Raw genomic sequence first — 22,041 nt, 5'->3', positions numbered from 1 at the left:
ATGGGGCTGATCGTGCGTGGAGACGGCGAAACCGCCACGCACTGTGGATAAGTGCGTAGCGGTTTCGATTGCTGCAGGCCGGGGCGGCTAGCGCGGTTCGGCCAGCTGCAGGAAGCGGGCGGCAACATCCGCGCCGCCGTCCACCGCACGGGTGGTCACCATGATGGTGTCATCCCCGGCGATGCAGCCCAGGATCGAGGGCATCTGCGAGTGGTCGATGGCCAGGGCCAGCAGGTTGGCGGCCCCTGGCGGGGTGCGCAGCACCACGATGTTCCCGGAGGCTTCGGCGGTGACCAGCTGCTCGGCGCAGATCTTGGCCAGGCGCGCGTCGAGCACTTCCTGGGTGATGGCGGTCTTCGGGGAACGGTCCCCGCCTTCCTGGCGCACCGCGTAGATCAGCTGCCCGGAATTGTCGCGGATGCGCACCGCCCCGATTTCCACCAGGTCGCGCGAGAGCGTGGCCTGGGTGACTTCCAGCCCGTCGTCCTTGAGCAGCCCGAGCAGTTCGGCCTGGGATTTGACCGAGTTGTTGCCCAGGAAGGCTCGGATGCGGGCCTGGCGGGCGGTTTTCGTGCTGGGTTGGGAGGACATGCTAGAGCTCCACTCGTGGGTCTTCGGCAAGGCCGGAGGCGACCATCAGCCAGGTCATCACGGCCTTCTGCGCGTGCACGCGGTTTTCGGCTTCGTCGAACACTACTGATTGCGGGCCGTCGATCACCTCGGCGTCGATTTCGTAGCCGCGGTAGGCAGGCAGGCAGTGCAGCACGATCGCGTCGTCCTTGGCCAGCTTCATCGCTTCGGCGGTCACCGAGTAGTCGGTGAACAGCTTCAGGCGTGCTTCCTTCTCGTCTTCCTGGCCCATGGACACCCAGGTGTCGGTGACCACGACGTCGGCATCGGCCAGTGCGGCGGCGGCATCGGTGGTGATCATGATCGACGCGCCGGTGGTTTCGGCGCGGATTTCTGCGGCGGCGATGATTGCGGCGTCCGGCAGGTAGCCTTCGGGGCCGGCGATGCGCACGTGCATGCCGGCGGTGACTCCAGCCAGCAGGTAGGAGTTGGCCATGTTATTCGCCGCGTCGCCCAGGTAGGCCATGGTCAGGCCCTGCGTTTTGCCCTTGTGCTCGCGCACGGTGAGCAGGTCGGCGATCAGCTGGCAGGGGTGGTAGTCGTCGCTCAGCGCATTGATCACCGGCACCGCCGAATTCGCGGCCATTTCTTCCAGGCCCGACTGCGCAAAGGTGCGCCACACGATGGTGGAGACCATGCGCGCAAGGACCTTGGCCGAGTCGGAGATGGACTCCTTGTGGCCCAGCTGCGAGTCCAGCGAGTTGATGATCAGCGGGGAGCCGCCCAGCTCGGAGATGCCGGCGTGGAAGGAGACGCGGGTGCGCGTGGAGGTCTTGTCGAAGAAGACCGCGACGGACTGCGGGCCGGCGTAGGGCTTGAAGCCGTACTTGTCGGCCTTCATCTTGGCAGCCAGGTCCAGGACCTTGGACTGCTCGTCGGGGGTGAATTCAAGATCGGTCAAGAAGTGGCGGGTTGCGCTCATGTTGTTAATCCTTAGGGGTCGCAGGGGTGTCGCGAAAGTTCTCGGGGCCGCTAGCTGGCGGCGCTGATCAGCTGCGGGAGGGCGGTGACCAGGGTGGCCAGCTGCTCGGTGGTGATCACCAGCGGCGGGGCCAGGCGGATGGTCTTCTCGTCGGTGGCGTTCACGATGAATCCGGCATCCAGTGCGGCGGTGACCAGCTTCGGGGCGTTGGCGCTTTTCAGTTCGAAGGCGGTGAGCAGCCCGGCGCCGCGTACCGCGCCGATGCCCTGGATGCCGGCCAGCTGCTCGCGCAGCCAGTCACCGGTGGCGCGCACATGGGCCAGCAGGTTTTCCTTCTCGATGGTGTGGATGACCGCCAGGCCGGCGGCGCAGGCCACCGGGTTCCCGCCGAAGGTGGTGCCATGCTCGCCCGGGGTCAGCCAGGCAGTGTTTTCCTGGCCGAAGACGATCATCGCGCCGATCGGGAAGCCGCCGCCCAGGCCCTTGGCCAGGGTCATGACATCCGGGATCACCGGTGCCGAGGCGAAGAATTGGCCGGTGCGGCCCATCCCGGTCTGCACCTCGTCGAAGACCAGCAGGGCGCCGGAGTCGCGGGTGATCTCGCGGGCGGCCTGCAGGTATTCGGTGCTCAGTTCCAGCACGCCGGCTTCGCCCTGGATTGGCTCGATGAAGACTGCGGACACGGTCTCGTCTACCGCAGCACGCAGCGCCTCGATGTCCCCGGCCGGGATCCAGCTGACATTCTCAGGCAGCGGGGCGAAGGGTGCGCGGTACTTTTCCTTGTAGGTCAGCGACAGTGCGCCCAGGGTGCGGCCGTGGAAGGAGTGTTCCAGGGCGATCACCTTGGTGCGCGGGGCAGCTTCGGTGCCGGCGTTGCGGCGGGTGAGCTTGAGCGCCGCCTCATTGGCTTCGGTGCCGGAGTTGGCGAAGAAGACCTTGGAGCCAGCCGGTGCGGCGGAGATTTCCAGCAGCTTTTCGGCCAGTGCGATCTGGCTGGGGCTGGTGAAGAAGTTCGACACGTGCCCCAAGGTGGCCAGCTGGCTGGTGATCACAGAAGTGAGCAGCGGGTGCCCGTGGCCCAGGGTGTTCACCGCGATGCCGCCGAGCAGATCCAGGTACTGGTTGCCATCCGCGTCCCAGACGTGGCAGCCGGCCCCGCGCACCAGCACGCGCTGCGGGGTGCCGAAGACACCCAGCAGCGACTTGGAGTAGCGTTCCGACAGCGCCTTAGAGGAGAGCCCGGTCAGTTCGGTGACTTCCGGGGCCGGGTTGGCGGCCAGCTGTGCGGCGGTGGTTTCAGCGGCGTTCTGGCTCACTATGCATCCTTCTTTGCGGTGTTCGCAGCGCAGTTCGGTTTTCCGGCGGGCAGCACCTGGGTGCCCACGCCGGCGGTGGTGAAGATTTCCAGCAGCATCGAGTGCGGGGCGCGGCCATCGACGATGTGGGCCTGGCCCACTCCTTCGTCCACGGCCTTGAGGCACGCACCCATTTTCGGGATCATGCCCGATTCCAGCGATGGCAGCATCTGCCGCAGCTCGTCGTTGGTGATCGAGCTGATCAGCGAGGACTTGTCCGGCCAGGCCGCGTACAGGCCCTCCACGTCGGTGAGGATCACCAGCTTGGTGGCGCCCAGCGCGCTGGCCAGGGCCGCGGCGGCGGTGTCCGCGTTGACGTTGAGCACCGCACCGGTCGGTTCGCCGTGCTCGTCGAATTCCGGGGCGACGGTGGAGATGACCGGGATCATCCCGGCATCCACCAGCGAATCCACCTGGTCGGTGCGCACGGTGGTGACTTCGCCAACCAGTCCCAGGTCCACCGGCAGCCCGTCGACGATGGTACCGGTGCGCACTGCCTGCAAGGTGGCGCCGTCCTCGCCGGACATGCCCACCGAGTAGGGGCCGTGCGAGTTGATCAGGCCCACCAGATCGCGCTGCACCTGGCCGGTGAGCACCATCCGCACCACGTCCATGGCCTCGGGGGTGGTCACGCGCAGCCCGCCGCGGAATTCTGATTCGATCCCCAAGGTGTCGAGCATCTTGTTGATCTGCGGGCCGCCGCCGTGCACTACGACCGGGTTGACCCCGGCGTGGCGCAGGAACACGATGTCTTCGGCGAAGGCGCGGCGCAGCTGGTCATTGACCATTGCGTTGCCACCGTACTTGATGACCATCGTGGTCCCGGCGAAGCGCTGGATCCAGGGCAGCGCCTCGATGAGCGCTTCGGCCTTGGACTGGGCGATATCCAGGTTGGTGCGAATGGTTTGGGCCATGGGAGTGTTCCTTGTTTCTGCCTAGGAAGAGTAGGCGGAGTTCTCGTGGACGTAGTCGTGGGTCAAATCGTTGGTCAGCACGGTGGCTTGCTCGGTGCCCGCGTTCAAATCGATCTCGATGGATACGTTGCGCTCATCGAGGTTGACCAGGTTGCGGTCTTCGCCGACCCCGCCGTTCTTGCAGACCATGACGCCGTTGATCGACACGTTCAGCTCATCGGGTTCGAAAGCGGCTTTGGTGGTGCCGACCTCGGAGAGCACTCGGCCCCAGTTCGGGTCCTTGCCGAAGACCGCGGTCTTGACCAGGTTGGAGCGCGAGACGGCCTTGGAGACTTCCAGGGCGTCGGCTTCGGTGGCGGCGTTGTAGGTGCGGATCGCGATGGTGTGATCGGCGCCCTCGGCGTCCTCGATCAGCTTCGCGGCCAGCTCGCAGCAGGCATCGGTCAGCGCGGCGGTGAATTCTTCCATCACCGGGGCGGCTCCCGAGGCGCCGGAGGCCAGCAGCAGCACGGTGTCGTTGGTGGACATGCAGCCATCGGAGTCCGCGCGGTCGAAGCTCATCGCGGTGGCCGCGCGCAGTGCGTCATCGGCCTGTTGACTGGTGAGCACCGCGTCGGTGGTGAGCACTACCAGCATGGTGGCCAGTGCCGGGGCGAGCATTCCCGCGCCCTTGGCCATGCCGCCGATGATGACCTGGCCGGAGCCGGACTCGCCGACGATGCGCGAGACCAGCTTGGGCACGGTGTCGGTGGTCATGATGCCGGCGGCAGCCTGGTCCGAAGCGTTCTGGTCGTCGGCCAGCGTATCGGCAGCGGCCTTCACGCCGGGAAGCAGCTTGTCCATGGGCAGCTGTTCGCCGATCAGGCCGGTGGAGGCCACGGCCACGTCACCTGCGGACACTTCGAGCAGCTGCGCCACGTATTCGGCGGTCTTGTGGGTGTTGGCGAAGCCTTCGGCGCCGGTGCAGGCGTTGGCTCCCCCGGAGTTGAGCACTACGGCGTCGATGCGGCCATCGGCGAGCACCTGCTTGGACCAGTGCACCGGAGCGGCGGCCACGCGGTTGGAGGTGAAGACACCGGCGGCGGTGAATTCCGGTCCGTGGTTCTTGACCACGACCACGTCGTTCTTGCCGGTGGACTTCAGGCCCGCTGGCACGCCGGCAGCGCTGAAGCCTGCCGGGGCGGTGACGCCGGTGGCGGCGGCCGATGGGTGGGTGTTGGTGTGGGCAAGACTCACGGTGCAACTCCTTGCATGAGCAATCCGGTGTTTTCTTCCAGGCCCAGGGCGATGTTCATCGACTGGACGGCGGCACCTGCGGTGCCCTTGGTGAGGTTATCCAGTGCGGCGGTGACGATCACGCGGTTGGCGTGGGTGTCGAAGGCCAGCTGCAGCTGGACATGGTTGGAGGCCTGCACCGCTCCGGTGGTGGGCCACTGGCCTTCGGGCAGCAAGTGTACGAACAGCTCGCCGGCGTAGGCCTCGGTCCAGGCCTCGCGCAGCATCGCTTCGGTGACTCCTGCCTTGACCTTGGCGGTGGCGGTGGTCAGGATGCCGCGCGGCATCGGGGCCAGAGTCGGGGTGAAGGAGACGGTGACCGGTTCGCCGGCCAGCTTGGAGAAGCCCTGCTCCATTTCCGGGATGTGGCGGTGGGAGCCGCCCACGCCGTAGGTGCTCATCGAGCCCATGACTTCACTGCCCAGCAGGTTGGGCTTCAGCGACTTGCCCGCGCCCGAGGTGCCCGAGGCCGAGACGATCACTACGTCGTCGGACTCCAGCAGTCCTGCTCCAAAGCCCGGGGCCAGGGCCAGCTGCGCGCCGGTCGGGTAGCAGCCGGGAACCGCAACGCGCTTGGTGCCGACCAGCTTTTCGCGCTGCCCGGGAAGTTCAGGCAGGCCATAGGGCCAGAAGCCGGCATGCTCGGAGCCATAGAATTTCTTCCATGCAACGGCTGATTCCAGGCGGTGGTCCGCACCGGCGTCGATGACCAGGGTGGATTCGGGAAGGGCTGCGGCCACGGCGGCCGAGGCTCCGTGCGGCAGGGCCAGGAACACGACGTCGTGCCCGGCGAGGTTTTCCACGGTGGTGTCCACCAGTACGCGATCGGCGAGCGCATGTAGGTGCGGTGCGATCGAGCCGAGTCGCTGCCCGGCCTGCGAATGGGCGGTGATCGCGCCAATCTCTACTTCGGGGTGGGCCGCGAGGATGCGCAGCACCTCGCCACCGGCGTATCCGCTGGCGCCGGAAACAGCTACTGAAATCGTCATGACCAGATTCTACCGCGAAATATTCACGCGCGCTAATAAATATTCATAAAATTATTTGTCACGTAACCCGACATCCAGCCCAGGTGGGCCCGCGCAACAACGCAAAGTCCTACACTTGCCGTAGAGACCAACCCGGGAACCGTTCCCCCGGATCCCCCGCACGCACGCCAGGAGTACCGCGCCATGCAGCAGCAAGCCATTGTGGTTAATGAACCAGCAGATGCCAACGGATTGGAACTGGGCCAGGTGCCCGTTCCCGCCCCGGGACCCGGCCAGTTGCTGGTGAAGGTCGCCGCCACCGGAGTGAACTTCATCGAGACCTACCAGCGCAGCGGCGTCTACAAGGTGGATTACCCTTTCACCCCGGGCAGCGAATTCTCCGGCGTAGTGGAGCAGATCGGCGACGGGGTGCAGAACTACAAGATCGGCGACCGGGTGGCCACTGCCTCGGGCACCGCCGGCTACGCACAGTATGCGCTGGTTGAGGCCAAGCGTGCGGGCAAGGTCCCGAATGCAGTGGACCTGCGCATTGCCGCTGCCCTGCCACTGCAGGGCATGACCGCGCACTACCTGGTGCATTCGAGCTACATGGTGCACTCCGGAGATGTCGTGCTGACCTACGCCGGCGCCGGCGGGGTGGGGCTGATCCTCACCCAGCTGCTCAAGCTCAAGGGCGCCACGGTAATCACCACCGCCTCCACCCAGCAGAAGAAGGACCTGGCCAAGGCTGCCGGCGCCGACTACGTGGTGGACTACGACCAGGTCGCCGCCACCGTCGAGCAGGTCACCGGCGGGGCCGGCGTGCATGCGGTGTACGACGGCATCGGCAAGGACACCTTCGAAACCTCGCTGGCCGCCCTGCGCCGCCGCGGCACCCTGGTGCTCTTTGGCGGAGCCAGCGGCCAGGTCCCGGATTTCAACCTGCAGCGGCTGAACGCCGGCGGGTCGCTGAGCGTGACCCGTCCGAAGCTCGATGACTTCTTGGCGACCGAAGAAGAGATGCACTGGCGCTTCGGCGATATCTTCGGCTGGGTGGCCGCCGGGGACATCGATGTGCGCATCGGCGCGCAGTTCGAGCTGGCCGAGGCCGCCAAGGCGCACGCCGCACTGGAATCGCGGGCCACCACCGGCAAGGTCATCCTGGTTCCTTGATCATGGCTGACCTGTTGAGCGGGCATGCCGGCACCGGCCCTTCAGATGATGCGGCCCTGCCGGCCTATCTGCAGGCGCTGGGCATTCCCGGGCTGATCGACCTGCATGTGCACTTCATGCCGCAGAACGTGCTGGACAAGGTCTGGGCGTTCTTCGATTCCGCGGGCGAACGCAGCGGTACGCCCTGGCCGATCAACTACCGGCTGGGCGAAGCGCAGCGCGTGGCGACGCTGCGCGAGCTGGGCGTGATCGCCTACGGCACGCTGAACTATGCACACCGCCCTTCAATGGCGGCCTGGCTCAATGCCTATTCGCGGGATTTTGCCGCCGGGCATCCCGAGGCGATTCGTTCGGGCACCTTCTACCCGGAACCCGGGGTCACGCAATTGGTGCGCGAAGCGATCGCCGACGGGGTGGAAATTTTCAAGGTGCATGTGCAGGTGGGCGGGTTTACCCCGCTGGATCCGCAGCTGGATCAGGCGTGGGAGCTGCTCGCCGAAGCCCGCACGCCGGTGGTGATCCATTGCGGCAACGGGCCGCATCGCGGTGAATTCACCGGGATCGAACCGATCCGGGAGTTGATTGCCCGGCACCCTTCGCTGGTGCTGGTGATCGCCCATGCCGGATTGCCCGACTACCTCGATTTCGCGCAGCTGGCCGCCGAGCACCCGAATGTGTATCTGGATACCACCATGGTGGGCACCGGATTCATGAACCGCATCGCCCCGCTGCCAGCGGACTATCCGCAGGTCGTGGCCGGGCTGGGGCACAAGATCGTGCTCGGCTCCGACTTCCCTAATATTCCCTACTCCTACAGCCACCAGATCCAGGCCTTGGCGGCATGGGGCCTGGGCGGGCAGTGGATGCGCGAGGTCCTGCACGACACCCCGCTCAAATTGCTGCAGGCGGTGCGCAACCGGTGAGATACATGACACTTCAACCATAATTTTGACCGCAACGGCAGGCGACACGCTTTAATGGTTGCAGGAGCCTTGAGCTCCTACCCCTCCAGGATCCACTTCACGTCAAGGATGCACTCCCCCAGCATCCCGGCACGCTCTTTAGTGAAGGGACGGATCCGAACAGCATGGATACCGAACAGACTCCTACCCCGGATGCACCGATCCACCAGCCGCAGTTCCCCGCCGGAGACCGGGCACCAAATGCACGCACCCTGATGGACATCGTGCAGGCCACCGCGCTGGCACACCCCGACGCGCCGGCCATCGACGACGGCGAACGCATCGAAAGCTACGCCGAGCTGATCGAAGAGGTCAAGGCCAAAGCACTCCGCCTGCATGAACAGGGACTGGGCGCCGGCGACCGGATCGGCCTGCGCGTCGAATCAGGCACCCGGCACCTGTACGAATGGATCCTGGCGATCATGTGGGTGGGCGCCGCCTACGTACCGGTGGATGCCGATGACCCCGATGAACGCGCCAAGACCGTATTCACCGAAGCCCAGGTCGCCGGCATCATCAAGGGCCGGGACACCATCGTTGCCGATGCGCAGCGCCCCAAGCCCTTCGCCAACCCGCGCATGCCTTCGCTGCAAGACGACGCGTGGATCATCTTCACCTCCGGATCCACCGGCAAGCCCAAGGGCGTGGCGGTCACCCATCGTTCGGCAGCCGCCTTCGTGGACGCCGAAGCAAAGATGTTCCTTCCCGGAAACCCGCTGAACACCTCCGACCGCGTGCTGGCCGGACTCTCGGTAGCCTTCGACGCCTCCTGCGAGGAAATGTGGATCGCCTGGCGCAATGGCTCCTGCCTGGTCCCGGCCCCGCGCGCCTTGGTGCGCAGCGGCATGGACCTGGGACCCTGGCTGATCTCGCGCTCCATCACCGCGGTCTCCACTGTGCCCACCCTGGCTGCGCTGTGGCCGGCCCAGGCCCTGGATTCGGTACGCCTGCTGATCTTCGGCGGCGAAGCCTGCCCGCCAGAACTGGCCCGGCGCCTGGCCACCGAAGGCCGTGAAGTCTGGAACACCTACGGTCCGACCGAGGCAACCGTGGTCGCCTGCGGCGCCACCATGGACGGCAGCGTGCCGGTGCGCATCGGATTGCCGCTGGATGGCTGGGATTTGGCCGTGGTGGACCCCGACGGGATCCCGGTGGCCGAGGGGGAATCCGGGGAGCTGATCATCGGCGGCGTGGGCCTGGCCCGCTACCTGGATCCGGAAAAGGACGCCGAGAAGTACGCGCCGATGCCCACCCTGGGCTGGGAACGCGCCTACCGCTCGGGCGATATGGTCATCAACGATCACTTGGGCCTGATCTTCGTGGGCCGCGTGGATGACCAGGTGAAAATCGGCGGACGGCGCATCGAACTGGGTGAAATCGATGCGGCGCTGAACTCGCTGCCCGAGGTGTCCGCTGCCGCGGTGGCGGTGCGCGAAACCGCCACCGGAAACAAGATCCTGGTCGGCTACCTGCAGGCCGACCCCGGCTACGACCTGGCTGCCGCGCGCACCGCGCTGCTGGCGGACCTGCCGGCCCCGATGGTGCCGATCCTGGCGGTGATGGACAGGTTGCCGATGAAGACCAGCGGCAAGGTGGACCGCAACGCACTGCCGTGGCCGCTGCCCGGCGCCGCGCAGGATGCCGACGCCTCCGATCTGCCCCAGCTCGATGGCACCGGCCAGTTCATCGCCGATTGCTGGAAGGGCGCGCTCGGCGCCACGGCCGCCGGATGGGATGCGGACTTCTTCGCTTCCGGCGGCGGATCACTGGCCGCCGCGCAGCTGGTCTCCGCACTGCGTGCCCGCTACCCGGATCTGACCGTCGCCGAACTCTACGACTACCCGCGCTTCGGCGCCCTGGTCGAATACCTGGGCGGACAGCAGCAGTCCGCCGCCCCGGCGCAGCCGCGCACCGTGGTGCGCACCCAGCGCGGAACCCAATGGGTCCAGAGCCTGCTGGCCGTTCCGCTGTTCGTCCTCTCCGGGTTGCGCTGGTTCACCTATCTGATGTTCGGGCACCTGTTCATGGTGGCATTGGGCGTCTTCGACGCACCGCTGCCAGCCCCTTGGTACGTGCTGGGCGGATTGTGGCTGCTGTTCGTCACCCCGCTGGGACGCATGTCGCTATCCATCGCGGCCAACAAGCTGCTGCTGCGCGGGCTGCAACCGGGCACCTACCCGCGTTCCGGATCGCTGCACCTGCGGTTGTGGCTGGCCCAGCACATCGCCGACGTGGTGGATCCCATCTCGCTGGCCTCCGCTCCCCTGCTGCCTTGGTATGCGCGGATGCTCGGAGCGAGAATCGATGCCACCGCCACCTTGCACACCCTGCCACCGGTCACCGGTCTGCTCACCGTCGGCCCCGGTGCCACCATTGAACCCGAGGTCGACATTTCGGGCTACTGGATCGACGGCGACAAGCTGCATGTGGGCGCCATCGAAGTCGGGGCGCACGCCTCGGTCGGCGCACGCAGCACCCTGGCTCCCGGTGCGGTCATCGGCGAGCGCACCATCGTAGAGGCCGGTTCAGCTCTCTACGGCCAGGCGCGCAGCCATTCGCGCTATGCCGGCTCCCCCGCCCAGCGCGAAGGCCGGGCGAAGCCGAAATGGCCGGAGCACGAACCCGAGCACAAGCTGCTGCCCCGGTTCCTGGGCGCCGTGGGTTCCATCGCGTTGAACCTCGCGCAGTGGATCCCGGTGATCGCGGCCTTGCTGGCCATCGCTCCGGTGCTTGGCACCGCGCAATCGCTGACCGGCATCGGCTGGCGTTTCATCCCCGCCGTGCTGCTGGGTGCCACCGTATGGTTCCTTTCCACCATGGTGCTGACCATCGCGGTAGTCCGGTTGCTGTCCATTGGACTGGTCGAAGGCTGGCATCCGGTGACTTCCCGGGTGGGCTGGCAGGCGTGGGCTACCGAACGCGTGCTGGATACCGCCCGCGATCTGCTCTTCCCGCTCTATGCTTCGCTGTTCACCCCGATCTGGCTGCGCCTGCTGGGCGCCAAGGTGGGCCGAGATGTGGAGATCTCCACGGTGCTGCTGATCCCGAAGATGACCACTATTTCCTCCGGCGCATTCCTGGCTGACGACACCATGGTCGCCTCCTATGAGCTGGGCGGCGGCTGGATGCACATCGCCCCGGTCCGCGTGGGCAAGAAGGCGTTCTTGGGTAACTCCGGGATCCTGCATGCCGGACGCCGGGTACCCAAGCGCTCGCTGATCGCGGTGCTCTCGGCGACCCCCAAAAAGATGAAGGCCGGCACCTCGTGGATCGGCTCGCCTCCGCACATGCTGCGCCGCACCACGGTGGAAGGCGAATCGGATCTGACCTATCGCCCTACCCTCAAGCTCAAGATGCTGCGCGCCGGGTGGGAGCTGACCCGCGCGTTGGCCGTGTTCACCACGGTGGGCATTGCCGGCGGCGTGCTCTGGACGCTGTCCGCGCTGACCACCTACTTCAGCCCATTGGCTGCGATCCTGCTCTCCGGCGCGGTGCTGGTGGCTGCCGGTGCGATCGCCGCGCTGGTGGCGGTGGCCGCCAAGTGGCTGGTGATCGGAGTGATCCGCCCTGGCGAGCACGCGCTGTGGAGCTCGTTCATCTGGCGCACCGAAATGGTGGATTCCTTCACCGAGCTGGTGTGCGCGCAGTGGTTCGCCCGCTTGGCCTCGGGCACCCCGGCTCTGGTCTGGTTCCTGCGTGCCCAGGGCGCGCGGATCGGGCACGGCGTTTGGTGCGAGAGCTACTGGTTCCCGGAAGCGGATCTGGTGACTTTGGAAGACCATGCCACGGTGAACCGCGGCTGCGTTTTGCAGACCCACCTGTTCCACGACCGCATCATGTCCATCGATGCGGTCACCCTCGGTGCTGGCGCAACCCTGGGCCCGCACAGCGTGATCCTTCCCGCTGCGCGGATCTCGGAAGGCACCACCACCGGACCTGCCAGCCTGGTGCTGCGCGGCGAGGTGCTGCCAGCCAATACCTACTGGCGGGGCAATCCGGCGGTACGCTGGAACATCGAAGAAGAGCCCGAATCCGAACTGCCAGTTGACCAACAAGCCTGAGGAATCCCCACCAATGCCCCACACCATACTCGACGAGTACACCAAGCACCACGGGTCCCCGAAGTACACGGTGGAGCACTATGACCTGGCGCTGGTGATCAAGTTGGCCAGCAATCTGCTCGATGGCCGGGCCACGCTGCGTATCCGCGCGCTGGAGGATCTCCACGAAGTGGCGCTGAACCTCAGCGGCTTGAAGATCATCAAGGCCACCTGCCAAGGACGCAAGGTGCAGGTGTCCAAGAAGCACCACCGCATGGTCGTCTCCCTGCCCACTCCGGTGCCAGCCGGTGAGCGTGTGGAGCTGAACCTGCGCTATGCAGGCAGCCCGCAAGCTGAAGACGGGCTGTGGGGCGAGCTTGGCTGGGAGGAGCTCACCGACGGCATCTTGGTGTCGGGCCAACCGGTGGGCGCTTCCACCTGGTACCCGTGCAATGACCACCCGAGCCACAAGTCCACCTACCGTTTCGAAATCTCCACGGATGCCGGCTATCGGGTGGTGGCTAATGGCCAGCTGGTGGATCATCGACGTTCAGCCAGCCGCGAGACCTGGGTCTACGAGCAGCGCGAACCGATGGCCAGCTACCTGGCGACCTTGCAGATCGGCCGCTACCAGGAGATCCCCTTCGACCAGGGCGGGCATTTGCTGGCCTATGCCGTGCCGGGCAGCGATCTGCCGGTGCGTGGCGCGTTCGCGAAACAGGCCGCCATGGCGCAGCTGTTTGAGCGGAAGTTCGGGCCCTACCCGTTTGAGAGCTACAAGATTGTTGTGGTCGATGACGAGCTGGAGATCCCGCTCGAAGCCCAGGGGCTGAGCATCTTCGGCAAGAACCACCTGTCCCTCCAGTGGGAGGCGCAGCGCTTGATCGCGCACGAGCTCGCGCATCAGTGGTTCGGCAATTCGCTGACTCCTGGACGCTGGAAAGATATCTGGCTCAACGAGGGCTTCGCCTGCTTCAGCGAATGGGTCTACTCCCAGGAAGCTGGCGTGATGCCGCTGGCCGAACGCGCCCGCACCGCGTGGCAAATGCTCAAGGACCTGCCGCAAGACATTGTGGTTGGCGACCCGGGACCCGCGGACATGTTCGATGACCGGGTGTACAAGCGCGGTGCACTGGCACTATATGCGCTGATGGTGCAGCTCGGTGAAGCGCAGTTCTATGTGATGCTTCGCGAATGGACGGCAACGCATAAGCATTCAACGGTCAGCACACCGATGTTCGCCGAATTGCTCTGCCGCTACGCCCCGGAAAGCCGAGTCCAGCCGATCTTGGACGCTTGGCTGTTCTCCGAAGACCTTCCGCCGTTCCCCGGCTGATCTTTGCACGGCCTGTTCCGTGGCCGGCGCAGCTCGGGTGCTTTGTTGCTCTTGGTCACAAATAGCCCTGAGTCCGCGCCATGTTCAGCTGTTGTTCATGTGCCGTTCACCGGATAATTCTACGGTCAGTGCATGACTGTAGAGACCCCGCTGCTCGATGAATCCTTCCTCGGCTACTCCGTCCTGGACAACGACGATGACGACCCGGTGCTGGTCCGCGCCGATGGAAGCATCGTGGATACCTGGCGGGAGAACTACCCCTACGCTGAGAAGCTCGACCGGGCCACCTATGAGCTCCAGAAGCGGGCGTTGCAGATCGAGCTGCTGAAACTGCAGAAGTGGGCCAAGGCGAACGGCCGCCGCATTATGATCGTCTTCGAAGGCCGTGACGCCGCCGGCAAAGGCGGCACGATCAAGCGTTTCACCGAGCACCTGAATCCGCGCGGAGCCCGGGTAGTAGCCTTGGAGAAGCCCAGCGAACGCGAGTCGACGCAGTGGTACTACCAGCGCTACGTGCAGCATTTCCCTTCGGCGGGCGAGATCGTGCTCTTCGACCGGTCTTGGTACAACCGTGCCGGGGTCGAACGGGCCATGGGATTTTGCACCCAAGAGCAGGTAGCGCATTTCCTTGACCAGACGCCGGCCTTTGAGAAGATGGTCGTCGATGAGGGGATCGATCTAATTAAGTTCTGGTTCTCGGTTTCCGCCAGCGAGCAATTGACCCGTTTCACGATTCGCCGTATCGATCCGGTGCGCCAGTGGAAGCTCTCCCCCATGGATCTTGAGTCCCTGGATAAATGGGACAAGTACACCGAAGCCAAAAAGGAAATGTTCCTCAAGACCGACACGGAGCATGCCCCGTGGACCGTGGTGAAATCAAATGACAAGAAGCGCGCCCGGTTGCAAGCGATGCGCCACGTCCTGAATCTTTTCGATTACAAGGGCAAGGACCACGAACTGGTGGGATCACCCGATCCGAGGATCGTCGGCCGTGCAGCCAACGTGATTACCCACGGCGAGGAATTCTAAGCGCCACTGGTGATGAATCTCGATTAGGGAACGGTGATGCAGGTCCCCAGCAGCCCCTGGCCGCTGGGGCCTTCTGCTTTCCAGCCGCCATCCATCACCGAAAGGCCACGTTTTGCAGCCAATGCATGCTCGTCGCGGATGCTTGCCTGGAAACGCTGCGTGGGGATGTCGATGGAAATCCTGCATTCCAAGAAATCCAGCCATTGCCGGGTCAGCGGGAACCAGGCTTTAAAGACACTTTCCTTGGCGCTGAAAATCAGCCGATCCCACGCAATGCCCGGATGGGACGCAGCCAGGTCCTGGACCAGTTGCTGTTCCTCGGGAAGCAGCACGATCCCATGGATTTCTTCAGGCAGGGGCATGTGCAGTTCAGCATCGATGCCAATCGAGCGAAGGTCGGCGCTTGAAGCAACCGCGGCGGCCCTGAAGCCAGCGCAATGGGTCATGCTACCCAGAACACCTTCTGGCCAAATAGGGGCCCGTTTGCCATCGGGAACCAAGGCAAAGTCTGCAAAACCCAATGATGCCAACGCACGGCGAGCGCAGACACGGACAGTACGGAACTCTTGTTGCCGCTGCGGCGCCGCTCCTAGGATATAGCGCTCTTCTTGCCAATAACGTGGCCCGCCGTCAAGTTCGGTGCGGGTTTGAACCACGTGCACGGCAGATGGCAAGAGCTCTGGGAAGATGACGTTGCCTTTCGTTAGAAACGGGAAGATCCACCAGCCCCGGAGAAGCTTCCACCTCCAGAATAGCCGCTGGATATTCCGCCAGATGAGCTCGCTGCTTCACGCGACGCGGTCACTGCACTGACCCCTGCGGTATATCCGTGGTGGTAGCTGCCCACGCGCCAGTACATCGAAGATGGATTCAAGACATCCAGGATGGTGCCGACAGAATTCTGGTTGGCTCTGGATTCGTAACGGGACTTCTTCAGTTCCGATTGCATATCGGCTTTTTCTTCTGCACTTTCGGCATACACTTCGATTTGCGCCTGGGCGAAGATATCCAGCTTCTCGGTCAATTCGGCACGCAGTGCCGATAATGAGTCGAGCGCTTGGTCCACGGTGATCGACTCTTCCTCCAGCTGCACCGACAGTTCTCTCAGCTGCTCTGTTGCCACTTCCCGATAGGAAGCCAACGCAGCAGCGCTGCCCATTAACTCCGGTTCAACGTCCTGGAGCAGCTCCCTAATCTCAGCCAGGTCATCTTCCAGCGGCTTGGTCTGCGCGTGCCAAGCATCTTTCCAAGAAGCTGAGCGGGTATACAGCGCCGACGCGGCAATGATGGCGTCATCGGTCAGGTCCAAGGACTGCGCTGATTCTTTGAATTCTTTGGCAAATCGAACCCCTTCATAGCCGGAGCGCTCCTTCTTGCCCGAACTTTCCAGTGCTTGCTGCGCTTCGAAACAGGCACGGTATTTGGTCATGAACTTGGCGAAGCGCTGTTCCAATTCGATCGCGTGCTGCGAGGTGGCCGGCAGCGTCCTGGCCGCTAGTTCAGTTTCATCCAGGTCCATGGTGACGTTGGTCAGATGCAATCCGCCCTGGCGCAGTTCTTCGGCAAAAGTTTCCCGTCGTTTTGACCGGGTGTGCATCACGGCGCCGCCAACGATGGCACCGACCACTCCGGCGCTTCCGCCGGCGATCCACAACGCCGGATGCTCGTACCAGGGTCGATTCATGATCACGGCCGCCTGGTCTGCTACGGCAATCACGCCGTCGGTCCACCGCGAAAGGTTGAAGTCATCATAGCCAGCCTCATGGATACTCTCCATTGCACTCTCGGAGACTTTGCGGTCTTCACCGAAATACGTGCCGATCTGCCCATCCCCGCGGCCTTCAATGGACAGCGTGATGATGAACAGCCCATCGGCCCAATAGTCCCCGTAGTCTTCCGGCTTGGCAGATATCCATTCCGGATGCGACGACTTGGCGAATTCCAAGGTCTTGGTATTGATGTCATCGGAATACTCGCCGTTGCGGGCGTAGACGGCTACGTCCGTGGGCTCATTGAAGTCGAGTTCCTCCAGTGCTTCACGCAGCCGCTGCTCATTGAGCATGCCAGTGGAGTCCTCGATGGTGACCGATTCCAGGTTCTGTCCGGCAGCGAGCTGTATTGAATTGCCTGCCTGCGCGGCAGGGATCGCACTGGCCACACCGATGGCAAGTACCGTGGCAGTGCTGGCGATTCGAATGCTCCAGGTTCGCAGGCTCACGATGCCTCTCCTTCATTGGACAAACGGATTATCTCCGACTGATAGCCTTTCTCCTATCCTAGCTAGTCGGGCTTCGGCATTGGTCATCCTTAAGACGGTTTTTGGCGCACCAAGGGCACAAGGACACTGCAACCAGCCGGATTTTCCGAAAAGTGATGGATTCCTCAAGCAAGTGCATGGCCTGCCTATTATTGCCTGATCAACGGATGGGAACCCTCCGGGCATGGGAGGAAAAAGTGCACGATTGGTTTCAACCGTGCAACACCGCGCCAAATTCGGGGCTAAAATTGCAGAATGACTAGCATTGACGATTCCGGGGTATCCGTCCTTTCAGAGCCAGAGCGCGAGATCCTCACCTGGGACACCTTCGGTGAAGCTTCCCGTGAGCTCGCGCAGACCATTGTCGACGATGGCTTCGAGCCAGATATCGTTCTGGCAGTTGCACGAGGCGGCTTGCTGCTAGCCGGATCGATTTCCTACGCTCTGGGCGTCAAGGCCTGCGGTGCGCTGAACGTCGAGTTCTACACCGGCATCGGCACTGTCTTGCCTGAGCCAGTGGTCCTTCCTCCAATGCTGGACGATGGCCACCTGCGCGACAAGAAGATCCTGATCGTTGACGACGTCTCCGACTCCGGCCGCACCCTGGAAAAGGTTGTCGACTTGGTCTCCGCTTGGGGCGCCGAGGTCAAGACCGTGTGCTTGTACACCAAGCCACGCACCATCATGGTTCCGGATTACGAATGGCGCCGTACCGACAAATGGATCACCTTCCCATGGTCGGATCTGCCACCAGTTACCGCCAGCGCAGCCAAGTAAAGATTTTCACTATCAGCGGGGAACGATGACTTTTCATCGTTCCCCGCTTTTGTGCAATTACTAGGTCTTTGGACGCAGATCGAGCGTGAATCCCGGGCACTGCGGAAAGTCTCCGACAAAGTCTGCTTCCAATCCAAAGGACGCGTAGAAGGAAATCGATTCCTCGGTGGCCTGCCAGTCCAACATCATTGGCATTGAACTCTGCCTGGCCCAACGGAATACTTCTTCAACCATCTTATTCCCCAAGCCGGTTCGTCTCGTGCCAGGTTCCACGAACAAATCGTGCAGGCGCCCGACAGTGAACGGGGTACGCAGTCCTGGCCCGTAATCCTGCGCCGCGGCATAGCCGGATAGCCCACGGCCAGATTCAGCAACGCAAATGAACCAGTTGGAATCATTGACCAGCATCTGGAAATTCTCTTCGAAGTCTTCTGCACCCAACCCCAGCTCAGGTGTAAACATGCGCGCTAATCGGTAGACCTCGGCGCTATCCCCCGCTCGGGCCTGACGAGTATTTTCCGAAACACTACTCATGTTTTGATCCTAGAAGCGTTGTCAATAAAGCTCGTGCAAACATGGTGCCTCTTGATTCCCCGCCGGCAGGCCGGTTCTGGCGGCGTGCAGGTGCTTGGAGCCATAGGATGCTGGTATGAGAATTGACAGCCTCGATGTTTTTGACGACGCGCTGCTCCGGGCTGCTTGCCAGCTAGAAGCCGCCGCCAATGCAAAAGCGTCTCCGGGCTGGCAAAGGCATCGGAACCGAACCTCGAACCTGCAACTTCACGGCGAGCCGTATTTCGACCAAAGCTTGTTCGGCCAAGCGTTGGACTGTTTCCGCAGATCGCTATCCATCAGGCAATCGCTAAACCTCCCTGAAGACCAGATCACATCCTCGCGCCTGGCGGTCGCGGCAGCTGAATCCCGACTCTAGGCCTGAGGTTTCCCCTGTCAAGAAAGCTGATGCAAAGGAAACAGAGTTTGCCTGCAGTTCGGCCCGTCATAGTCTAAAGCCATGGGTCCTTCACTAGTGCTAACGGCTATGACCAAGGCAGATGCCGAATTCGTTGCACGCCTTGCAGCAGATGAACGGGTGACAGCTTATATCGGAGATGGGCACACCTGGAGCCATGAGTACACCGCGCAGCGCGTGGATCATGCGCTATTGAATGCCGGGATCTGCTGGTACATCGCCCGCCGCCAAAATTCTCCGGTTGGCCTTTTCACTGCAACTGAACGGCCGGCTGCCACTGAAATCGGATATTGGATCGACCCGGAATTCTGGGGCCAGGGTCTGGCTAAGTCATTGGTCGGCGAGGGGCTGGCGACGTTGCAAGCTGAGGGCCGAAGCGCATTGATCGCTCGGGTCGATAGCGCGAATATTGCGTCGTTGAAGGTTTTGAAACGACATGGGTTCATCGCCCAGGCCAAGGAAGGTCCCGGGCTCATCACGCTGACGCGGGCAATGCCTGCCGAGCCGATCCCTGCTAGCGGCGGCTAAGGCGCGAAAGTTTCGGAAGGACGCAGGCTATTGGGGGCTTGTTGCTCAAGCGTAGCGCTGGGAGTGGATGGCTCCTCCAGATGCGTCCCGGCACCGCGCTGGATAAAGATCACGGCAGCCCAGCCTGCGGCGATGAGTACGGCAACGGCGGCGATTCCCAGCAGGAACACCAGCAGCACAGCACCGCAAGAACGCAATCCCTTCACTGCAACCCCATCCGGCATCTCGTTTTCTTTACACTTATCCCAGAGCAAGTGTAGTCCTCAAGCTGCCCAACCCATGGCAAGGCAGTACGCAAGATGCCCTGTCGCTTCCCGATAATCAGGAAAGCAACAGGGCATCAGCGATGACAGAAAGCTTAGCGCTGGGTGGCGCCGAACTTCTTGGCAGCGGCGTCAACTGCAGCGGCACGAACTTCGGAAGCCTCGTCCGCGGTCAGGGTGCGGTCAGCGGCACGGAAGCGCAGGCCGAAGGCCAACGACTTCTTGCCTTCTTCGATGCCCTGACCCTGGTACACGTCGAACAGCGCGATGTCTTCGAGCAGTTCTCCGGCGCCTTCACGCAAGGTTGCGAGCACGTCGCCAGCGACAACGTCCTGGTCTACGACCAGTGCGACATCCTGGGTTGCCAGCGGCTGGCTGGAGAGGTGCTGCTGGGCGACGACCACTGCCGGAGCAGCAGACATCAGTGCCGCAGCGTCCAGTTCCATGGCCACGGTGCGTGCTGGCAGGTCCTGGTCCTTGAGCAACTGCGGATGCAGTTCGCCGGCGTAGCCAACAACCTCGCCGGCGAGCTTCAGCGCTGCCACGCGGCCCGGGTGGAAGGCCTGGTGGCTGCCCTGGGCAACCTCCAGCTCAACGCCGAGGATATCCGCCACGTTGTGCGCGGCATCCAGTGCGTCGGCCCAGTCCCAGGCACGCGGTGCGAAGCCGGCGGCAGCCGATGCTTCATGGCCGGTGAACACGGCAGCAAGGTGCCATGGCTGGTTCGGCACGCCGTTGAACAGTTCGGCCAGTACTTCATCGCTTGGCTTGGCACCCAGCGGAGGAAGCACCGAGGAGCCCAGCTGCTGCCCTGGCAGGAAGACCAGTCCGCCTTCATACAGCGCCAGGTCGCGGAAGCCGCGGCCGATGTTGCGGCGAGCGGTTTCCAGCAGGCCCGGCAGCAGCGAGGTGCGTAGGAAGCGGAATTCCTTGGAGATCGGGTTGGCCAGCGAAACGGCCTTGACCTCGGTACCGGCCTGTGCGGCGCCGAAGGTGGCGTTCTGCGCCTGGGAAACGAACGGGTAGTTCAGCACCTCGGTCAGCCCGGCGTCTGCCAAGCCTTGGAGCAGGCGGCGGCGCTGGGACTGGGTGCGGGTCAACCCGCGGCCCGGAGGCGCTACCGGCAAGGTGGCTGGAATCTTGTCGTAGCCGATAACGCGGGCTACTTCTTCAACCAGGTCTTCCTTGATGTCCAGATCCGGGCGCCAGCTAGGCGCGGTCACCAGGAAGCCCTCGGCGTTCTGCTGGACAGCTGCGCCGATGCCTTCCAGCGCGGAGATGGTCTGCTCATCGGTGTAGTCCACGCCGATCAGCGCACCGGCGAAACCTGCCGGCAGCTGGATCTGGGTGTCGGCAGGGACCGCGCCGGCGTCGGTGGCCTTGGCGGTTTCGGTGCCGCCAGCCAGCTCGACCAGCAGGTTGACCGCGCGCTGGGCGGCGATCTGCATGATGCGTGGGTCCACGCCGCGTTCGAAGCGCTTGGAGGCTTCGGATGGCAGCTTGTGGCGGCGGCGCGAGCGGCCGATGGACACGGTGTCGAAGTGCGCGGCTTCGATCAGCACGCGGCTGGTCGAATCCGATACCTCGGTGGCTGCCCCGCCCATGACGCCGGCAATGCCGATGGCGCCGGATTCATCGGTGATCAGCAGGTCTTCGACGGACAGCTCGCGTTCCTTGTCGTCCAAGGTGGTGAGCTTTTCGCCGGAGTTGGCGCGGCGCACGGTGATCGCGCTGGTCAGCTTGTCAGCGTCGTAGAAGTGCAGCGGGGCACCGAGCTCGAGCATGACGTAGTTGGAGATGTCCACGACCAGCGAAATCGAGCGCATGCCTGCCAGCTGCAGGCGCGAAGCCATCCAGCGCGGGGTCGGGCGGGTTGGATCGATGCCGGTGACTTCGCGGGTCACGAAGCGGGTGCAGCCTGGCACGCCGTAGATCGGCGCCGCGTCGGCCAAGACCACCTCGTGTCCGGCTTCGGAAGCGTCCGAAACGGTGACGATCGATGCTGGATCGGTGAAGGAGGTACCGGTGGCCAGCGCGTATTCGCGGGCTACGCCGCGGATGGAGAAGCAGTAGCCGCGGTCCGGGGTCACGTTGATTTCCGCAGCCTGGTCATCGAGTCCGAAGAGCGCCAAGACGTCGGTGCCTACCTCCGGGTCCAGCCCGTAGTTGGAGAGCACCATGATGCCGTCGTGGTCTTCGCCGATGCCCAGCTCGCGGGAGGAGGCGATCATGCCGGCCGAGGTGTGGCCGTAGGTCTTGCGCGGGGAGATCTTGAAATCTCCGGGCAGCACCGCTCCGGGCAGGGTAACAACAACCTTGTCGCCCTCAACGAAGTTGTGCGCACCGCACACGATGCCCTGCACACCCGTCGGGTCGATGCCCTTGCCGGTCAGGGTCTGCTCGGTGCCTTCTGGAACCACACGGACCTGGCACCAGTTGATGGTCTTGCCGTTGGAGGCGACTTCCTTTTCCAAGGAGAGCACCTGGCCGACCACGATCGGGCCGGAGAGCTCGTCGGAGGGACGGTGCACGTCTTCTTCTTCGAGGCCGACCTTGACCAGGTCTGCCATGACGTCTTCAGCCGAGGCGTCGGCTGGTACCTGCGCGTACTCGCGCAGCCAAGATAGTGGAATACGCATTGC

The 22,041-nt window shown here is 63.8% G+C and carries 19 protein-coding genes; 8 read left to right on the top strand and 11 right to left on the bottom strand.

Translation table 11 applies throughout. The features are described 5' to 3' along the window. Positions 1 to 87: 87 nt before the first annotated feature. Genes AARI_RS06330 through argC form a run of 6 tightly spaced genes read right to left on the bottom strand, consistent with a single transcriptional unit; the run spans position 88 to position 6,085 of the window. Positions 88 to 591 (bottom strand): arginine repressor, encoded by a 504-nt coding sequence (locus AARI_RS06330; protein ID WP_013348504.1) that lies wholly within the window; start codon positions 589 to 591, stop codon positions 88 to 90. A gap of 1 nt (position 592) precedes the next feature. Next, positions 593 to 1,552 (bottom strand): ornithine carbamoyltransferase, encoded by a 960-nt coding sequence (argF, locus tag AARI_RS06325; RefSeq protein WP_013348503.1) that lies wholly within the window; start codon positions 1,550 to 1,552, stop codon positions 593 to 595. Positions 1,553 to 1,602: 50 nt separating this feature from the next. Next, complete coding sequence (locus AARI_RS06320; protein ID WP_013348502.1) at positions 1,603 to 2,868, bottom strand: acetylornithine transaminase; 1,266 nt, start codon at positions 2,866 to 2,868, stop codon at positions 1,603 to 1,605. After that, positions 2,868 to 3,821: an acetylglutamate kinase gene (argB, locus tag AARI_RS06315; protein WP_013348501.1), complete on the bottom strand. Its 954-nt coding sequence runs from the start codon at positions 3,819 to 3,821 to the stop codon at positions 2,868 to 2,870. Before argB ends, AARI_RS06320 begins: the two co-directional genes overlap by 1 nt. Positions 3,822 to 3,842: 21 nt before the next feature. Further along, positions 3,843 to 5,057 carry a bifunctional glutamate N-acetyltransferase/amino-acid acetyltransferase ArgJ gene (gene argJ, locus AARI_RS06310; protein ID WP_013348500.1) on the bottom strand — a complete coding sequence of 405 codons (1,215 nt, stop codon included), beginning with the start codon at positions 5,055 to 5,057 and terminating at the stop codon, positions 3,843 to 3,845. After that, positions 5,054 to 6,085 (bottom strand): N-acetyl-gamma-glutamyl-phosphate reductase, encoded by a 1,032-nt coding sequence (argC, locus tag AARI_RS06305; protein WP_013348499.1) that lies wholly within the window; start codon positions 6,083 to 6,085, stop codon positions 5,054 to 5,056. The genes argJ and argC overlap by 4 nt, the downstream gene beginning before the upstream one ends. 183 nt (positions 6,086 to 6,268) lie before the next feature. On the opposite strand from argC, the gene AARI_RS06300 reads away from it, so the two are divergent. From AARI_RS06300 to ppk2, 5 genes are all read left to right on the top strand, one after another. After that, positions 6,269 to 7,237, top strand: coding sequence for a quinone oxidoreductase family protein (locus AARI_RS06300; protein WP_013348498.1), 969 nt, complete (start codon positions 6,269 to 6,271; stop codon positions 7,235 to 7,237). Between the two features lie 2 nt (positions 7,238 to 7,239). After that, complete coding sequence (locus AARI_RS06295; protein WP_013348497.1) at positions 7,240 to 8,160, top strand: amidohydrolase family protein; 921 nt, start codon at positions 7,240 to 7,242, stop codon at positions 8,158 to 8,160. A 164-nt stretch (positions 8,161 to 8,324) separates the two neighbouring features. Further along, the gene (locus tag AARI_RS06290) at positions 8,325 to 12,260 is read left to right on the top strand and encodes a Pls/PosA family non-ribosomal peptide synthetase (RefSeq protein WP_013348496.1); all 3,936 of its coding nucleotides are present in this window, start codon (positions 8,325 to 8,327) and stop codon (positions 12,258 to 12,260) included. A 13-nt stretch (positions 12,261 to 12,273) separates the two neighbouring features. Continuing rightward, a complete protein-coding gene (locus AARI_RS06285; protein ID WP_013348495.1) occupies positions 12,274 to 13,575 on the top strand; it encodes a M1 family metallopeptidase in 1,302 nt (433 codons plus the stop codon). Positions 13,576 to 13,707: 132 nt separating this feature from the next. Then, a complete protein-coding gene (gene ppk2, locus AARI_RS06280) occupies positions 13,708 to 14,604 on the top strand; it encodes a polyphosphate kinase 2 (RefSeq protein WP_013348494.1) in 897 nt (298 codons plus the stop codon). A gap of 23 nt (positions 14,605 to 14,627) precedes the next feature. Here ppk2 and AARI_RS19195 read toward each other — a convergent pair whose 3' ends face one another. Continuing rightward, positions 14,628 to 15,260 (bottom strand): 4'-phosphopantetheinyl transferase family protein, encoded by a 633-nt coding sequence (locus tag AARI_RS19195; protein ID WP_269446613.1) that lies wholly within the window; start codon positions 15,258 to 15,260, stop codon positions 14,628 to 14,630. Between the two features lie 47 nt (positions 15,261 to 15,307). Next, entirely contained in the window at positions 15,308 to 16,822 is a 1,515-nt protein-coding gene (locus AARI_RS06270) for a DUF5129 domain-containing protein (RefSeq protein WP_013348492.1), read from the bottom strand. Between the two features lie 294 nt (positions 16,823 to 17,116). Between AARI_RS06270 and AARI_RS06265 the strand changes: the two genes are divergently transcribed. Next, a complete protein-coding gene (locus tag AARI_RS06265) occupies positions 17,117 to 17,638 on the top strand; it encodes a phosphoribosyltransferase (protein WP_013348491.1) in 522 nt (173 codons plus the stop codon). A 60-nt stretch (positions 17,639 to 17,698) separates the two neighbouring features. Here the strand turns inward: AARI_RS06265 and AARI_RS18515 are convergent, their stop codons facing one another. Further along, entirely contained in the window at positions 17,699 to 18,172 is a 474-nt protein-coding gene (locus tag AARI_RS18515) for a GNAT family N-acetyltransferase (protein ID WP_013348490.1), read from the bottom strand. A 115-nt stretch (positions 18,173 to 18,287) separates the two neighbouring features. On the opposite strand from AARI_RS18515, the gene AARI_RS06255 reads away from it, so the two are divergent. Both AARI_RS06255 and AARI_RS06250 read left to right on the top strand, forming a co-directional pair. Beyond that, entirely contained in the window at positions 18,288 to 18,569 is a 282-nt protein-coding gene (locus tag AARI_RS06255) for a hypothetical protein (RefSeq protein ID WP_013348489.1), read from the top strand. An 81-nt stretch (positions 18,570 to 18,650) separates the two neighbouring features. Continuing rightward, positions 18,651 to 19,136, top strand: coding sequence for a GNAT family N-acetyltransferase (locus AARI_RS06250; RefSeq protein WP_013348488.1), 486 nt, complete (start codon positions 18,651 to 18,653; stop codon positions 19,134 to 19,136). On the opposite strand, the gene AARI_RS06245 is transcribed toward AARI_RS06250, so the two are convergent. Continuing rightward, complete coding sequence (locus AARI_RS06245) at positions 19,133 to 19,360, bottom strand: hypothetical protein (RefSeq protein WP_013348487.1); 228 nt, start codon at positions 19,358 to 19,360, stop codon at positions 19,133 to 19,135. The genes AARI_RS06250 and AARI_RS06245 overlap by 4 nt on opposite strands. A 134-nt stretch (positions 19,361 to 19,494) precedes the next feature. After that, positions 19,495 to 22,038: a phenylalanine--tRNA ligase subunit beta gene (gene pheT / locus AARI_RS06240; RefSeq protein ID WP_013348486.1), complete on the bottom strand. Its 2,544-nt coding sequence runs from the start codon at positions 22,036 to 22,038 to the stop codon at positions 19,495 to 19,497. Positions 22,039 to 22,041: the final 3 nt, after the last annotated feature.

This window comes from Glutamicibacter arilaitensis Re117, assembly GCF_000197735.1.
GTDB classification, from domain to species: domain Bacteria; phylum Actinomycetota; class Actinomycetes; order Actinomycetales; family Micrococcaceae; genus Glutamicibacter; species Glutamicibacter arilaitensis.
The sequence above is the reverse complement of the archived record's forward strand: the minus strand, read 5'-3'. Positions and strand labels throughout refer to the sequence as shown.

Bases quoted from the DNA above. Each gene is read 5' to 3' on its own strand.
- AARI_RS06290 (WP_013348496.1), top strand. From the start codon at position 8,325: ATGGATACCGAACAGACTCCTACCCCGGATGCACCGATCCACCAGCCG.
- AARI_RS06330 (WP_013348504.1), bottom strand. From the start codon at position 591: ATGTCCTCCCAACCCAGCACGAAAACCGCCCGCCAGGCCCGCATCCGA.
- AARI_RS06250 (WP_013348488.1), top strand. From the start codon at position 18,651: ATGGGTCCTTCACTAGTGCTAACGGCTATGACCAAGGCAGATGCCGAA.
- AARI_RS06265 (WP_013348491.1), top strand. From the start codon at position 17,117: ATGACTAGCATTGACGATTCCGGGGTATCCGTCCTTTCAGAGCCAGAG.
- AARI_RS06300 (WP_013348498.1), top strand. From the start codon at position 6,269: ATGCAGCAGCAAGCCATTGTGGTTAATGAACCAGCAGATGCCAACGGA.
- AARI_RS06285 (WP_013348495.1), top strand. From the start codon at position 12,274: ATGCCCCACACCATACTCGACGAGTACACCAAGCACCACGGGTCCCCG.
- argC (WP_013348499.1), bottom strand. From the start codon at position 6,085: ATGACGATTTCAGTAGCTGTTTCCGGCGCCAGCGGATACGCCGGTGGC.
- AARI_RS18515 (WP_013348490.1), bottom strand. From the start codon at position 18,172: ATGAGTAGTGTTTCGGAAAATACTCGTCAGGCCCGAGCGGGGGATAGC.
- argB (WP_013348501.1), bottom strand. From the start codon at position 3,821: ATGGCCCAAACCATTCGCACCAACCTGGATATCGCCCAGTCCAAGGCC.
- AARI_RS06255 (WP_013348489.1), top strand. From the start codon at position 18,288: ATGAGAATTGACAGCCTCGATGTTTTTGACGACGCGCTGCTCCGGGCT.
- argF (WP_013348503.1), bottom strand. From the start codon at position 1,552: ATGAGCGCAACCCGCCACTTCTTGACCGATCTTGAATTCACCCCCGAC.
- pheT (WP_013348486.1), bottom strand. From the start codon at position 22,038: ATGCGTATTCCACTATCTTGGCTGCGCGAGTACGCGCAGGTACCAGCC.
- ppk2 (WP_013348494.1), top strand. From the start codon at position 13,708: ATGACTGTAGAGACCCCGCTGCTCGATGAATCCTTCCTCGGCTACTCC.
- AARI_RS06245 (WP_013348487.1), bottom strand. From the start codon at position 19,360: ATGCCGGATGGGGTTGCAGTGAAGGGATTGCGTTCTTGCGGTGCTGTG.
- AARI_RS06295 (WP_013348497.1), top strand. From the start codon at position 7,240: ATGGCTGACCTGTTGAGCGGGCATGCCGGCACCGGCCCTTCAGATGAT.